General features: G+C 70.3%; 13 protein-coding genes and 1 pseudogene. 8 read left to right on the plus strand and 6 right to left on the minus strand.

The window, feature by feature from the left end; genetic code table 11:
• The first annotated feature begins 54 nt into the window (after nucleotides 1-54).
• The 4 genes from alaS to AB0L60_RS13870 all read left to right on the plus strand — a co-directional run bounded on the left by alaS (nucleotide 55) and on the right by AB0L60_RS13870 (nucleotide 5,685).
• A complete protein-coding gene (alaS, locus tag AB0L60_RS13855; RefSeq protein WP_364613090.1) occupies nucleotides 55-2,721 on the plus strand; it encodes an alanine--tRNA ligase in 2,667 nt (888 codons plus the stop codon).
• A gap of 174 nt (nucleotides 2,722-2,895) precedes the next feature.
• Nucleotides 2,896-3,378, plus strand: coding sequence for a Holliday junction resolvase RuvX (gene ruvX / locus AB0L60_RS13860; RefSeq protein WP_364613093.1), 483 nt, complete (start codon nucleotides 2,896-2,898; stop codon nucleotides 3,376-3,378).
• Nucleotides 3,375-4,886, plus strand: coding sequence for an endolytic transglycosylase MltG (gene mltG, locus AB0L60_RS13865; protein WP_364612368.1), 1,512 nt, complete (start codon nucleotides 3,375-3,377; stop codon nucleotides 4,884-4,886). The genes ruvX and mltG overlap by 4 nt, the downstream gene beginning before the upstream one ends.
• Complete coding sequence (locus AB0L60_RS13870) at nucleotides 4,876-5,685, plus strand: shikimate dehydrogenase (protein ID WP_364612371.1); 810 nt, start codon at nucleotides 4,876-4,878, stop codon at nucleotides 5,683-5,685. Before mltG ends, AB0L60_RS13870 begins: the two co-directional genes overlap by 11 nt.
• Here AB0L60_RS13870 and AB0L60_RS13875 read toward each other — a convergent pair.
• Nucleotides 5,633-6,178 (minus strand): DUF3291 domain-containing protein, encoded by a 546-nt coding sequence (locus tag AB0L60_RS13875; RefSeq protein ID WP_364612374.1) that lies wholly within the window; start codon nucleotides 6,176-6,178, stop codon nucleotides 5,633-5,635. The two genes, AB0L60_RS13870 and AB0L60_RS13875, sit on opposite strands and share 53 nt — an antisense overlap.
• Nucleotides 6,179-6,191: 13 nt before the next feature.
• Nucleotides 6,192-6,809, minus strand: a complete 618-nt coding sequence (locus AB0L60_RS13880; RefSeq protein ID WP_364612377.1) for a transcriptional regulator — start codon at nucleotides 6,807-6,809, stop codon at nucleotides 6,192-6,194.
• 123 nt (nucleotides 6,810-6,932) lie between these two features.
• Here AB0L60_RS13880 and AB0L60_RS13885 point away from each other — a divergent pair, with 123 nt between their 5' ends.
• Nucleotides 6,933-7,415: a B-4DMT family transporter gene (locus AB0L60_RS13885; protein WP_364612380.1), complete on the plus strand. Its 483-nt coding sequence runs from the start codon at nucleotides 6,933-6,935 to the stop codon at nucleotides 7,413-7,415.
• 127 nt (nucleotides 7,416-7,542) lie between these two features.
• On the opposite strand, the gene aroB is transcribed toward AB0L60_RS13885, so the two are convergent.
• The 4 genes and pseudogenes from aroB to AB0L60_RS13905 all read right to left on the minus strand — a co-directional run bounded on the left by aroB (nucleotide 7,543) and on the right by AB0L60_RS13905 (nucleotide 11,827).
• Entirely contained in the window at nucleotides 7,543-8,661 is a 1,119-nt protein-coding gene (gene aroB / locus AB0L60_RS13890) for a 3-dehydroquinate synthase (protein ID WP_364612383.1), read from the minus strand.
• 874 nt (nucleotides 8,662-9,535) lie between these two features.
• Nucleotides 9,536-10,027, minus strand: a pseudogene (locus AB0L60_RS13895) (shikimate kinase); the annotation flags it as partial.
• Nucleotides 10,028-10,098: 71 nt separating this feature from the next.
• A complete protein-coding gene (aroC, locus tag AB0L60_RS13900; protein WP_364612386.1) occupies nucleotides 10,099-11,313 on the minus strand; it encodes a chorismate synthase in 1,215 nt (404 codons plus the stop codon).
• A gap of 52 nt (nucleotides 11,314-11,365) precedes the next feature.
• Nucleotides 11,366-11,827 carry an A24 family peptidase gene (locus tag AB0L60_RS13905; protein ID WP_364612390.1) on the minus strand — a complete coding sequence of 154 codons (462 nt, stop codon included), beginning with the start codon at nucleotides 11,825-11,827 and terminating at the stop codon, nucleotides 11,366-11,368.
• Nucleotides 11,828-11,977: 150 nt separating this feature from the next.
• On the opposite strand from AB0L60_RS13905, the gene AB0L60_RS13910 reads away from it, so the two are divergent.
• From AB0L60_RS13910 to nusB, 3 genes are read left to right on the plus strand one after another with little or no spacing between them, the layout of a single operon-like run.
• Nucleotides 11,978-13,102 carry a Xaa-Pro peptidase family protein gene (locus AB0L60_RS13910; RefSeq protein WP_354837341.1) on the plus strand — a complete coding sequence of 375 codons (1,125 nt, stop codon included), beginning with the start codon at nucleotides 11,978-11,980 and terminating at the stop codon, nucleotides 13,100-13,102.
• 37 nt (nucleotides 13,103-13,139) lie between these two features.
• Entirely contained in the window at nucleotides 13,140-13,703 is a 564-nt protein-coding gene (gene efp, locus AB0L60_RS13915; RefSeq protein WP_354837343.1) for an elongation factor P, read from the plus strand.
• Between the two features lie 20 nt (nucleotides 13,704-13,723).
• The gene (gene nusB / locus AB0L60_RS13920; protein ID WP_364612395.1) at nucleotides 13,724-14,230 is read left to right on the plus strand and encodes a transcription antitermination factor NusB; all 507 of its coding nucleotides are present in this window, start codon (nucleotides 13,724-13,726) and stop codon (nucleotides 14,228-14,230) included.
• Nucleotides 14,231-14,240: the final 10 nt, after the last annotated feature.

Below are 14,240 nucleotides of genomic sequence, written 5' to 3' on the forward strand. Positions count from 1 at the left end.
TCGCCCGGTGGTGGGTGGAAACTCCCTGGACCCGGACCGGTAGGCTGGATGGTTGTGCAGACCCACGAGATTCGACGGCGCTTCCTGGAGCATTTCGTAAAGGCCGGACATACCGAGGTACCGAGTGCCTCGCTGATCCTGGCCGACCCCAACCTGCTGTTCGTCAACGCAGGCATGGTCCAGTTCGTGCCGTATTTCCTCGGTCAGCAGACCCCGCCCTTCGACACCGCGACCAGCGTGCAGAAGTGCGTCCGTACCGGCGATATCGAGAACGTCGGCGTCACCACCCGCCACAACACCTTCTTCCAGATGGCGGGCAACTTCTCCTTCGGCGACTACTTCAAGCGCGGGGCCATGGAGCTGGCCTGGTCGCTGCTCACCAACCCCGTCGAGGACGGCGGCTACGGCTTCGATCCGGAAAAGCTCTGGGTCACCGTGTACCTCGACGACGACGAGGCCGAACAGATCTGGCGTGAACTCGGTGTGCCGGACGAGCGCATCCAGCGCCGCGGCATGGCCGACAACTACTGGTCCATGGGCATCCCCGGCCCGTGCGGCCCGTGCTCGGAGATCTACTTCGACCGCGGCCCCGAATACGGCGTCGAGGGCGGCCCCGAGGCCGACGAGGACCGCTACCTCGAAATCTGGAACCTCGTGTTCATGCAGAACGAGCGCGGCGCCGGGCGCGGCAAGGACGACTTCGAGATCCTCGGCCCGCTGCCCAAGAAGAACATCGACACCGGCATGGGCATCGAGCGTGTCGCGTTCCTGCTGCAGGGTGTCGACAATGTCTACGAGACCGATCTGCTGCGCCCGATCATCAACAAGGCCGAGGAGCTGACCGGCCGCTCCTACGGTGTCGAGCACGCCGACGACGTGCGCTTCCGCGTCATCGCCGACCACGCCCGCACCGCGGCCATGCTGATCGGCGACGGCGTGAACCCCGGCAACGACGGCCGTGGCTACGTGCTGCGCCGCCTGCTGCGCCGCATCGTGCGCTCGGCCCGCCTGCTGGGCGCCGAGCAGCCGGTGATGGGTGAGTTCATCAAGGTCGTCGCCGACCTGATGTCGCCGTCCTATCCGGAACTCACCACCGACTTCAAGCGCATCGAGACGGTCGCCGTCGGTGAGGAGGCCGCGTTCCTCAAGACGCTGAGCACCGGCACCAAGCTGTTCGACGAGACCGTCGACGAGGTGAAGGCCCAGGGCAGCAAGAAGATCAGCGGCACCGACGCGTTCACCCTGCACGACACCTACGGTTTCCCGATCGACCTGACCCTCGAGATGGCTTCCGAGGCCGGCCTGCAGGTCGACGAGGAGGGCTTCCGCGCGCTCATGGCCGAGCAGCGCAAGCGGGCCAAGGAGGACGCGCTCTCGCGCAAGCACGCGCACGCCGACCTCACCGTCTACAAGGAGTTCGTGGACCGCGGCGCGACTGAGTTCACCGGCTTCGACGAACTGTCGACCGAGGCGACGGTGCTGGCCCTGATCAAGGACGGCGTCCGGGTGCCGGTCGCCGAGGCGGGGCAGGACGTCGAGGTGATCCTGGACCGCAGCCCGCTCTATGCCGAGTCCGGTGGCCAGATCGCCGACCGTGGGTCGCTGGTCTCGTCGCACGGCCTCAAGGTGAAGGTCAACGACGTGCAGAAGATCGCCAAGAAGGTGTGGGTGCACAAGTCCACCGTCGAGGCCGGTCAGCTCACCGAGGGCGACACCGTGCTGGCCCAGGTCGATCCGGCCTGGCGGCGTGGCGCCACCCAGGGCCACTCGGGCACCCACATGGTGCACGCCGCGCTGCGACAGGTGCTGGGCCCCAACGCGGTTCAGGCCGGTTCGCTCAACAAGCCGGGATACCTGCGCTTCGACTTCAATTGGCAGGGCGCGCTGTCCGAGCAGCAGAAGGCCGATATCGAGGCCGTCTCCAATGACGCGGTGGCCGACGACTTCCAGGTCAACACCTTCGTCACCGACCTGACCTCCGCCAAGAAAATGGGCGCCATGGCCCTGTTCGGCGAGAACTACGGCGACGAGGTGCGGGTCGTGGAGATCGGCGGACCGTTCTCCATGGAGCTCTGCGGTGGCACCCACGTGCAGCACTCCTCGCAGATCGGCCCGATCACCGTGCTCGGCGAGTCGTCGGTCGGTTCCGGCATCCGCCGCGTGGAGGCCTTCGTGGGCCTGGACTCCTACAAGTACCTGGCCAAGGAGCGGGCGCTGCTGGCCGGTGTCGCCTCGTCGCTGAAGGTGCCCTCCGAGGATGTGCCGGGGCGCGTCGAGCAGCTGGTCGAGCGGCTCAAGACCGCCGAGAAGGAGCTGGAGCGCACCAAGATGGCGGCCGTGCTGTCGAGCGCGGGCACCTTCGTCGAGCAGGCCCAGCGGGTCGGCAAGGTGCTGCTGGTCGCCGCCGCCGCGCCCGAGGGCGTAAGCGCGGGCGACCTGCGCACCCTGGTGCAGGACATCAAGGGCCGCTTCGGTTCCGAGCCCGCCATCGTGGTGCTGCTCGGCCATGCCGACGGCAAGGTGCCGTTCGTCGCCGCGGTCACCAAGGCTGCCCAGGATCTCGGCGTCAAGGCCGGGGATCTGGTGTCCGCCTTCGGTCCGGCCATCTCCGGCCGGGGCGGCGGCAAGCCCGAGATGGCCCAGGGCGCGGGTTCGGACCCGTCGGGCATCGAGGCGGGTCTGGCCGCCCTGCGTGCGCGGGTCGCCGAGCTCGCCGGATAAATGGGCGACGCGGACACATCTGACACGCCGGGTCCCGCAGACGGGACCCGGCCCGTACCCGAAGCAGGCCCGGTGCGGCCGGATTCGGGACATTCCTCCGGATTTGCTCGCACGCCGACCGAGGCCTCCGGGGTCTCGGCCGGCGGGCGGGGCTTCGCGTCGGAGCGGCCCTCCCTGGAACGGGACCCGGGCCGCGGCCGGCGCATCGGCATCGACGTGGGGTCGGTGCGCATCGGTGTCGCCTCCAGCGATCCGGACGGATTGCTGGCCACCCCGGTCGAGACCGTGCCGCGCGCGAAGAAGGTCGCGCCCGGCACCCTCGCCTCCGATCTATCCAGAATTGCCGACATTGTGCGGGAGTACGAGGCCGTCGAGGTGATCGTCGGCCTGCCGCGCACATTGCGCGGGGAGAGCGGCGCGTCGGCTAAGCTGGCGGCCACCTTCGCGGGGCGTTTGCGGACCCTGATCGCGCCGGTGCCGGTGCGACTTTCCGACGAACGTTTGACTACGGTGTCTGCTGCACGTGCGTTGCGAGACAGTGGAGTTCGCGCACGCGGGCAGCGGCGGGTCATCGATCAGGCCGCCGCCGTGTCGATCCTGCAAGGATGGTTGGACGAACGGAGTGCCCTTTTGAAGCCGCGCGGTGATGACGCATGACCGACCGCTGGACGCGGGCCGAGGAACGCTACCGCCAGAACGCCGAACGGCGTTACCGCCGCGACGATCTGGATTGGTCCGAGGCGGACGATTACGAAGACGACACCACCGTCATTCCCCGCTACGAGGATGAGCTTTACGACGACGAGCACTACCGGGGAGAGGACTACGACGAGGAGCTCCCGCACGAGCCGGAACCCCCGCGCCACAGCGCGCCCCAGCGCACCGAGCGCGGCCGCCGCGGCGACCGGGGCCAGCGCGCCGAGCCGGGCCGCCGGGCCACCCGATCGCAGTCGCGTGCGGGGTCGCGGGGCAGCCAGCGCCCCAAGCGATCCCGGATGGCTTCGCGGAAAGCGGCCGAGCGCAAGCGGCGCCGCCGCAATCTGTTCGTCATCGCGGGTGTGTTCGCCGTATTGTTCGTCGGCGCAGTCGGATTCGCGGGCTGGAAGTTCGTCGGCAAGCTGAGCCCGCCCCCTGACTTCTCGGGCCCGCAGGGCCCGCTGGTCGTCATCCAGATCAAGCCGGGTGACACCGCCACGCAGATCGCGCAGACCATGGCCGACAAGGGCGTGGTGGCCAGCAGCGGCGCGTTCTACGAAGCGGCCGTGCGCAATACGAACATGAACTCCATCCAGCCCGGCTACTACGCCATTCCGGGCCACAGCAAGGGCTCCGAAGCGGTGACCGCGCTGTTCAGCAAGGAAGCCCGGGTCGGCAATGTGGTCATCTCCGAGGGCCGCCAGCTGCACGACTCCAGCGACGTCACCACCGGCGCGCGCAAGGACGGCATCTACCGCAAGATCGCCGAGGCCAGCTGCGTCGGCACCGGCACCGCCGCCAAGTGCGTCACCTACGAGCAGCTCGACCAGGCCGGGGCCACCGCCGATCCGGCCGCGCTGGGCGTGCCGGTGTGGGCGCTGGACCGGGTGCGGTCGGTGCCGGACCGTTCCCGCCAGCTCGAGGGCCTGATCGCCGGTGGCACCTGGGATTTCGACCCCAGCGCCAACGCGCTGGACATCCTCAAGCAGATGGTGACCGCGAGCGCGGCGAGCTACGACGCCACCGGGGTGGCGCAGTCCGGCGCGGCGAACGGCCTGAGCCCCTACGACACGCTGATCGCGGCGTCGCTGGTGGAGCGGGAGGCGCTGCCGCAGGACATGTCGAAGGTGGCGCGGGTCATCGTGAACCGGCTCGCCGCCCAGCAGCCGCTGCAGTTCGACTCCACCGTCAACTACACCCTCGACAAGACCGAGGTCGCCACCACCGACTCCGACCGTGCGCACAAGACCCCGTGGAACACCTACGCCATGGCCGGTCTGCCCGCCACGCCGATCTCCGCGCCGTCGCTGGATGCCATGCGCGCCATGGAGAATCCGGCGCCCGGCCCGTGGCTGTACTTCGTGACCGTCGACAAGCAGGGCACCACGTTGTTCACCGACAGCTATCAGGAGCACCTGCGCAATATCGAAAAGGCCAGGCAGAGTGGAATTCTCGACAGTGGACGCTAGCCGGAGGGCCGCCGTGCTTGGCAGCCCGATCTCGCATTCCCGGTCGCCGCAACTGCATCTGGCGGCCTACCGGGCACTGGGCTTGGACTGGAGCTACGAGCGCATCGAGTGCACCGCCGAGCAGCTGCCCGGCCTGGTGGACGGGCTCGGACCGGAATGGGTCGGGCTGTCGGTGACCATGCCGGGCAAGGTCGCCGCGCTCGGCTACGCCGACGAGCGCACCGAGCGCGCGGTCCTGGTCGGCTCGGCGAACACCCTGGTGCGCACCGATTCCGGCTGGCGTGCGGACTGCACCGACGTGGACGGTGTGCGCGGCGCGCTGGAAGGCGCCGGCGTGCAGGAGATCTCCCGCGCCGTCGTGCTGGGCGCGGGCGGCACCGCCCGCCCGGCCCTGCTGGCGCTGTCCGACCTGGGCGCGCACACCGTCACCATCGTGGCCCGCGATCGCGGCCGCGCCGCCGGAACCCTGGAACTGGCCGAGCAGCTGGGCATGTCGGCCGAGGTGCTCGATTTCGACCCCGAGGGCCTGCTGTTCGTCTGTTCCGACGTGGACGCGGTCGTCAGTACCGTGCCCGCCGCGGCGGCCGCGGCCGTGGCGGATTCGGTGGCGGCGGCCCCGGTGGTGCTCGACGCCATCTACAACCCGTGGCCCACGCCGCTCGCGGAAGCGGTTGCCCGCGTGGGCAATACCGTGGTCAGCGGCCTGGAGATGCTGCTCAACCAGGCCTACGGGCAGGTCGAGCAGTTCACCGGCAAGCCCGCCCCACGCGCCGAAATGGCTGCGGCCCTTCGGGATTGATCACGGATGTGACCCGCTGATCGAGGACGGCCGCGGATATTTCCGCGGCCGTTTCCGGTTCGAAGGCCTGCCGGAAGGTGAAAGCGTAAGGCGTCGGCCCGTTCTCACGCAGGTGGTCCAGTCGCGCCATGGCGTCGGCGAGCCTGGGCAGCATGCCCTCCGGCACCCACCACAGCACCGTGAAGACCTCGCGCAGCGGGGTGAACCATTCCCGGCGGCGGCGCACGTAGTCCATGTGGCCGCTGCGATAGACGTAGTCGAACAACGCTTCCCGCGATTCCCACACGCTCATGTTCACCAGCATGTCCGGCTCGCCGTGGTACGGGCGCAGCGAGGTGGCGTTGTTGGATTCGCCGTCCACCATGCGCCAGACGAAGCCGGGCGAGGATTCGGCGACGGCATTGATCTCGTCGAGGGCCGAGAAGAATTCGGCGACCCGGGGATCGCCTTCCGGGGCGACCATGCGCCCGATGTTCAGCTGTGCGAGGTGCATTCCTCGACTATAACTAGTCATCATTGGTTTTAGAAAACCTCACGCAGCATCGGCCCGGTGCCGGATCCATCCGCGCGGTCCAGCCGGCCTCGGCCGCCGGAGCTGCCAGCAGCGCCAGATTCATGCCGCAGACCAGCGGCGGGAAGTCCACGGCGAGGCGGTGGAAAGGGCAGTTGCGCAGGCGGATCGCGTCGCCGTCGAGGCAGGGCTCGTAGCCGCGCTCACGCAGCACCTCGAACAGATCACGGCCCGCGAGGGCCGGCCCGTGCGCGGCGGCGGCCTTGGCGATGGCGTCCTCGAAGCCCTCGTGCTCGACCACCTCGGCGAGAATCGTTGCGACCGTGCGATAGTCGCGGGCCGGCAGCGTGATCGCGAACTCCGCGTCGGCGCGGCGATAGAACTTGGCGGGCCGGCCCGAACCGGGCCCGGTGCGGCCTTCCGGGCGGCGGAACACCGCGTCCAGCAGTCCCGCCTCGGTGAGCTTGTCGAGATGGAAGGCGGCCAGCGGCCGTTTGATCTCGACGGCCGCGGCCGCTTCGTCCCGGCTCACGTCGTGGTCGGCGGCCGCGACATGGTCGTAGAGCCGCTTGCGGATCGGATCCTGAAGCAGGGCGACGGCTTCGATGCTCACGCTGTCTTTGTAGCAGCGTGGCGGGCCCGGGTGTGTCCCGCGGCCCCGCTCCGGCTATGGTTCTGGAACAAGTTTCAGTTCATTCGGTTCGGCCGGGCGGCCGCGCAGGTTAAGGTGATCGTCATGAATGCGTGGGTGTTGCGCGCCGTGGGCTTGGGGGCGTTGACCGTTGTGCTGGAGGCCCTGCTCGGTTTCGGCATGAGGTACTGGCCGACCACGGGCGCCTGGATGCGGATCCTGTGCCTGATCGTGCTGGTCGGCTCGGTGGTCGCGTGGGGCGTACTGGACGGCCGCGCCGATCGGCGCGCCAATGCCGATCCCGAGCGCGGCACCGATCTGACCATGCGCTGGCTCAAGGCCGCGCTCGCCGGTGGCCTGGGCTCCGGCCTGGCCGCCTGGTTCCTCGACTTCGTTCCGGGCTTCGACCTGGGTGATCAGGGTCTGGTCTTCAACATCACCTCGGCCGCGTCCTTCATCGTGCTGCTGATCTTCATCCCGGGCGTGCTCGGCGTCGCCCTCGGCCGCTGGCTGGCCGGCCGGAACGGCAAGAAGCAGTCCGGCACCCCTGCCGGCTCCGCACCCAACCCACAGCCCGCCGGCGTCTGAGGCTCCCATCCGCGCTCGACCCCGCGCCACCGATCGGTGACGCGGGGTTTTTCGTATCCGGGGGCACCGACGGCAGCGCCCGCCGCCGGAGTCCGGCGACGGGCGCTGAGATGAAAGCCGCTGTGCCCTACAGCAGAATCGCGCCGCCGGTCGGGCCGTCCTCGCGGGCGATGGCCGAGTAGGCCGCGGCCAGCAGGCTCGGATCCGGGCCCTCCAGCCGACCCGGCTTGGCCAGGCCGTCGAGCACCACGAAACGCAGCACGCCCGAACGGGTCTTCTTGTCGGTCTGCATGGCGTCCATCAGCTGCGGCAGCGCATCGGCGTCGTAGGTGGTGGGCAGGCCGATGCTGTCCAGGATGGTGCGGTGCCGCTCGGCGGTGGCGTCGTCGAGACGGCCTGCCAGGCGGCCCAATTCGGCCGCGAAGACCAGGCCCACCGAGACGGCCGCGCCGTGCCGCCAGCGGTACCGCTCCCGGCGCTCGATGGCGTGGCCCAGGGTGTGGCCGTAGTTGAGGATCTCGCGCAGATTCGATTCCTTGAGGTCGGCGGCCACCACATCGGCCTTGACCTGGATGGCGCGGCGGATGAGCTCGGGCAGCACGTCGCCGGTCGGGTCCAGGGCGGCCTGCGGGTCGCGTTCCACCAGGTCCAGGATCACCGGGTCGGCGATGAAACCGGCCTTGATGATCTCGGCCATGCCCGCCACGATCTCGTTGCGCGGCACCGTCTCCAGCGTGGCCAGGTCCACCATGACGGCGGCCGGCTCGTGGAAACTGCCGACCAGGTTCTTGCCCGCCTCGGTATTGATGCCGGTCTTGCCGCCCACCGCGGCGTCCACCATGGCCAGCAGCGTGGTCGGCACGTGCACGATGTCCACGCCTCGCATCCAGGTGGCGGCCACGAAACCGGCCAGGTCGGTGGCCGCGCCGCCGCCCAGGCTCACGATCACGTCCTTGCGGGTCAGCCCGATACGGCCGAGCACCTCCCAGCAGAAGCCCGCGACCTGCAGGTCCTTACCGGCCTCGGCGTCGGGGATCTCCACCCGGTGCGCGTCGATGCCCTTGTCGGCGAGGGCCTTCCGCACCACCTCGGCGGTCTCGGCCAGCGGCGGCTGGTAGAAGATCGCCACGGTCCGCACGCCGGACCGGCCGGTCACCTGGTCGACCAGGTCGCCCAGCAGCCCCCGGCCGATGATCACCGGGTACGGGTCGGCCGTGCGGACCTCGATGCGAGTCGGCTCGCTCATAGGACTCCTCCGTGAATGGTCCCGCCCAGCGGCGGGGAATAGCGTGACCCCGTGGTGCGGGGAAGTTGTCGATCGGATCGGCGGCGCGTGCCCGTGGCGCGCGATGGTGCGCTCAGGATCACGAACCTCCCTCCACCGCAGGGGAAGTGGCACCGGGAACCGGGCCGTCGGCGCGCGTGTGCTCCTGCTCACGGGCGCGGGCCCGCGCCCGTCGGGCCCGGGCGCGACGCGAGCGTCCGCTGCCGGGCGCGGCGACGGCGCCGGGTACGCGGGCCGCATCCGATGGTGCGGCAGGTGTGTTCGGGGCGGCCGCGTCGGCCGCTCCGGCCGGAGCGGCGGTGCGGGGCGAATCCTGGCCACCGGCAGCGGAACTCGAGGGCGCACCGGCGATGCGGGAGGCGCGGCGACGACGTCCGCCGGTACGCGCATCCACGGCGCCGGATCCACCACCTACCGCGTCGGCCACCGCGGGCGCGCTGGACCGGTCGGGGGACGCGTTCCCCGGCACAGCGGCCGGCGGCGCGACCGCCTCGCCGACGGTGGTCTCCGCGTTCGGCGGGAGCGGAGCGGCCGCGGTGGTGCGGCCGCCGCGGCGGCGCGAACGCCGGTTGCGCCGAGAGCGTTTCGCGCCCCCGGCGGCCTCGGCCGGGTCGGCGGGCGAGGCAGGGGAGCCCTGGCCGTTGCGCGCCTCGGTGGCCGGGGCCGAATCGGCTTCGGCGGCAGTCGTATTCGTGCCGTCGCCCGGCCTGTTCTCGCCGCGGCCGCGGCCGCCGCGGCGGCGTTTGCGACGGGCGCGCGAGCGGGAGCTGACGCCGGGTTCGACAGTGGCGGTCTCGGTGCCCGAATCCTCCTGGCGCGCAATCGGTTCCAGGCCGAGCTTGGCGAGGATCATGCGGACGACGCGGCCGGGGCTGCGGCCGTCGGTGCGCACTCGCACGGTCGCCACCTCGCGGTAGAGGGGGCGCCGGATCTTCATCAGCTCGCGGTACTTCTTGGCCGGGTCGTCGCCGTTGAGCAGCGGGCGGTTGGTGCTGGCGCCGGTGCGGCGCAGCCCTTCGCCCACACTGATTTCCAGGTAGACGACGGTACGGTCGTGCAGCAGGGCGCGGGTCGCGGCCGAGAGCACCGAGCCGCCGCCGAGGGAGACCACGCCGTGCCCGGCGAGGACGGCGTCGCGGACGACCTCCTCCTCCATGCGGCGGAACTCCGGCTCGCCGTCCTCGGCGAAGATCTCCGGAATCGTGCGCCCGGCGCGCTCCTCGATCCCGGCGTCGGTGTCGTAGAGGTCCACGCCGAGTTCCCGGGCCAGCTTGCGCCCGATGGTGGACTTGCCCGCGCCCGGCGGGCCGACCAGCACCAGACTGATTGCGGGCCGGTCGGTTTCACCGGCCGCCGCGGTGGGTTCGTGCTCGCCGGACACCGCGCTGTCGTCAGCGGTCACTGCCCGGCGTGGCCCGGGATGTGCGGGCGGGCGTTGATCCGCTTCAGGTAGGCGTGGATGTTGTCGACGGTCTCGGGCAGCGAGTCGCCGCCGAACTTGTCCAGCACGGCCTGCGCCACGACCAGCGCCACCATCGCCTCGGCGACCACACCGGCCGCGGGCACCGCGCACACATCCGAGCGCTGGTGGATGGCGACGGCCTCCTCGCCGGAGGACATGTCGACCGTCGACAGCGCCCGCGGCACGGTCGAGATCGGCTTCATGGCCGCGCGCACGCGCAGCGCCTCGCCATTGGTCATGCCGCCCTCCAGGCCGCCCGCGCGGTTGGTGGAGCGCAGCACGCCGTCGGGGCCCGGCCGCATCTCGTCGTGGGCCTGGCTGCCGCGGCGGCGGGCGGTCTCGAAACCGTCGCCCACCTCGACGCCCTTGATGGCCTGGATGCCCATGAGCGCGGCCGCCAGTCGCGAATCCAGGCGCGCCTCACCGGAGGTGAACGAGCCCAGGCCCACCGGCAGGCCCTCGATCACGACCTCGACCACACCGCCCAGGGTGTCGCCGTCCTTCTTGGCCGCCTCGATCTCGGCGATCATGGCCGCCTCGGCGTCCTTGTCGAACGCGCGCACCGGCGATTCGTCGATGGCGTCCAGATCCGCGGCGGTCGGGACCACGCCGGTGGTGTTCGCGGCGGTGCCGATGGACACCACGTGCGAGATCACCTCGACGCCCAGCGCCTGGCGCAGGAAGTTCTTGGCCACGGTGCCCGCCGCGACCCGCGCCGCGGTCTCGCGGGCGCTGGCCCGCTCCAGGACATTGCGGGCGTCGTCGAAGCCGTACTTGAGCATGCCCGAGTAGTCGGCGTGGCCTGGACGGGGACGGGTGAGGGGGGCGTTGCGGGCGAGGTCCGCGAGCTCGGCCTCGTCCACCGGATCGGCGGACATGACCTGGGTCCACTTGGGCCACTCCGAGTTCGCCACCTCGATGGCGACCGGGCCGCCCATGGTCCGGCCGTGGCGCACGCCGCCGACCATGGTGACCACGTCGGCCTCGAACTTCATCCGCGCGCCGCGCCCGTACCCGAGCCGTCGCCGGGCCAGCTGCGCGCCGATCTCGGCGGAGGTCACCTCGACACCGGCCACCATCCCCTCGAGGATGGTGACGAGAGCAGGACCATGGGATTCTCCGGCAGTTATCCAGCGCAACACGAGTGACATCTTTCCATGACAACGGGGGTGCTCGAACACACGGCCCGTGCATAGCCCGATGTCAGCGCACGGCCACCACCGCCACCATGCTCGCGGCACACATCGCGGGCCCGTGCGCGAGTGTCCCGGCGACGACCGCGCGCTCGCCCGCGCCCGGGATCGGCAGTCGATGCCCGAGCATGCCGCCCAGGCCGGCGGCGGCGGTGAGCATCGGCGCGGCCAACGCCGCCCAGGACCAGGTCTGGGCGCCGCAGAGGGCGGTCGCCGCCCCTAGACCGACGGCGAGTTTGACGTCGCCCGCGCCGAGGGCGCGCGGGCAGCAGAGGTGGACGAACAGGTAGGGAACGGCCAGCAGCAGGGCGCCGGAGACCGCGAGTGCCAGCCTGCCCGTGGCGAATCCGTAGCCGAGCACGAGCGCGGCGCCGGGCAGGGTGAGGACGTTCGGTAGCCGCCGGCTGCGCAGATCGCAGACGCTCAGGGCGACACACCACAGGGTCAGCAGCAGGACCGGCAACGGAGACATGGATCGAGGATCGCGCGGCGGCGGCCGGTGCGGGGGGCGTGATCGCGAAATGTGGAGAACCGCTTGCGATGTGAATGGCCTGGGTTCCATCACCAGGTCATTCACGTGTTGCGTGTCGGTGTTGCGGCGTGTCGGCGGTAGCTTTGACGCATGTCTGCTGATCACGATCCGGTCCGGCGCCCCGACTACGCGCTGCGCAGGGCCAGCCTGCGCAATCTGCTGGTGGAGAACCGCGTCGATGCCCTGCTGGTCACGGACCTGATCAATATCCGGTACCTGACCGGTTTCACCGGCTCCAACGCCGCGCTGCTGGTGTACGCCTGGGATTCCAGCGAGGACCGCACCATCATCTGCACCGACGGCCGCTACCTCACCCAGGTCGGCGTGCAGGTGCCCGATCTGCGCGCCGAGATCAACCGGGCCAGTGCCCGCCGCGTCATGGAGATCGCGGGGGAGTGGCAGACCGGCCGGGTCGGTTTCGAGAGCCACGTGGTCACCGTCGAACAGCATCGCGGCCTGTCCGCGCTGGGCACCGGCCTGGACCTGGTCGCGGTCTCGGGGCTGGTCGAGCAGCTGCGCATGGTGAAGGACGACTTCGAGGTCGAGCAGCTGCGCGCGGCCTGCGACGCCGCCGACGCGGCCCTGGCCACCCTGCTCGAGCGCGGCGGCCTGCGTCCCGGGCGCACCGAGCGGGAGGTGGCCCGGGAGCTGGAGTGGCTCATGTTCGAGCACGGCGCGGAGGCGGTCGCCTTCGAGACCATCGTGGCCGCGGGCGCGAATTCGGCTGTCCCGCATCATCGCCCGACCGGGTCGGTGCTGGCCACCGGTGATTTCGTGAAGCTCGACTTCGGCGCGGTGGTCGGCGGCTACCACTCCGACATGACCCGCACCTTCGTGCTGGGTGCGCCGACGGACTGGCAGCGCGAGGTCTACGACCTGGTCCAGCGGGCGCAGCAGGCCGGCCGCGAGGCCCTGACCCCGGGCGTCTCGACCAAGGCGGTGGACGCGGCGTCGCGCGCGGTGATCGAGGCCGCTGGGCACGGTGAGCTGTTCGTGCACGGCCTCGGGCACGGTGTGGGCCTGCAGATTCACGAAGCGCCCGGAATAGCCAAAACCGGCACGGGTACACTGCTGGATGGCGTGGCGGTGACCGTCGAGCCAGGTGTGTACTTCCCCGGCCGCGGTGGTGTCCGGATCGAGGACACACTCGTGGTTCGCCAGGGGGGCCCGGAGCTGCTCACCCGCACCAGCAAAGACCTGACCGTCGTCGACTGACGCGCGGTTTGACCGACTAGTAGGAGATCCGAGGACAGTGGCGGACACCAGCGACTTCAAGAACGGCCTCGTGCTGAAGATCGACAATCAGCTGCAGCAGATCGTCGAGTTCCAGCATGTGAAGCCGGGTAAGGGTCCCGCCTTCGTGCGCACCAAGCTGAAGAACGTGGTCTCGGGCAAGGTTGTCGACAAGACCTTCAATGCCGGCGTCAAGGTGGAGACCGCGACCGTCGACCGTCGCGACATGACGTACCTGTACCACGATGGTCAGGACTACATCTTCATGGACGGCGACACCTACGACCAGATCCACCTGAGCGAGCAGCTGCTGGGCCGCAACGCGGGCTTCCTGCTGGAGAACATGGCGGTGCAGATCGCCATGCACGAGGGCGAGGCGCTGTTCGTCGAGCTCCCGGTCGCCATCGACGTGATCGTCACCCACACCGAGCCGGGCCTGCAGGGCGACCGCTCCTCGGCCGGCACCAAGCCCGCCACCGTGGAGACCGGCGCCGAGGTGCAGGTGCCGCTGTTCATCAACCAGGGTGACAAGCTGCGCATCGACACCCGGGACGGCAGCTACATCAGCCGCGTCAACAACTGACGCGACGGATAATGTCTTCCGTGGCCGATCAATCGGACAAGAAGTCGTTCAAGAAGCTCGGCGCACGGCACAAGGCGCGCCGGCGCGCGGTGGATCTGCTCTTCGAGGCGGAGGCCCGCGATATCGATCCCGCGGATCTGCTGTCCGAGCGTGTCTCGCTGGCGGTGCGTGAGGAGTCGGTGGCGCCGGTGAACCCCTACACCCGGGTCCTGGTCGAAGGCGTCGCCGACGATCTGGACCGGGTGGACGGCACCATCGAGTCGTACCTGCAGGACTGGACGCTGGGACGGCTGCCCGCCGTGGACCGCGCCATCCTGCGGGTGGCGGTGTGGGAGTTGTTCCACGGCAACGACGTTCCGCCGGTGGTGGCGGTCGACGAGGCGGTGGAGCTGGCCAAGGAGCTCTCCACCGACGATTCGCCGTCGTTCATCAATGGTGTGCTCGGGCAGGTGGTCCAGGTGGCCCCCCAGGTGCGGGCGGCCGCGGCCGCGACCCGCGCCACCGCCGTCGCCGACGACGAGAAGTAGTTCGAAGGAG

Origin of the sequence: Nocardia sp. NPDC051981, from assembly GCF_040680715.1 — a bacterium.
Classification (GTDB): Bacteria; Actinomycetota; Actinomycetes; order Mycobacteriales; family Mycobacteriaceae; genus Nocardia.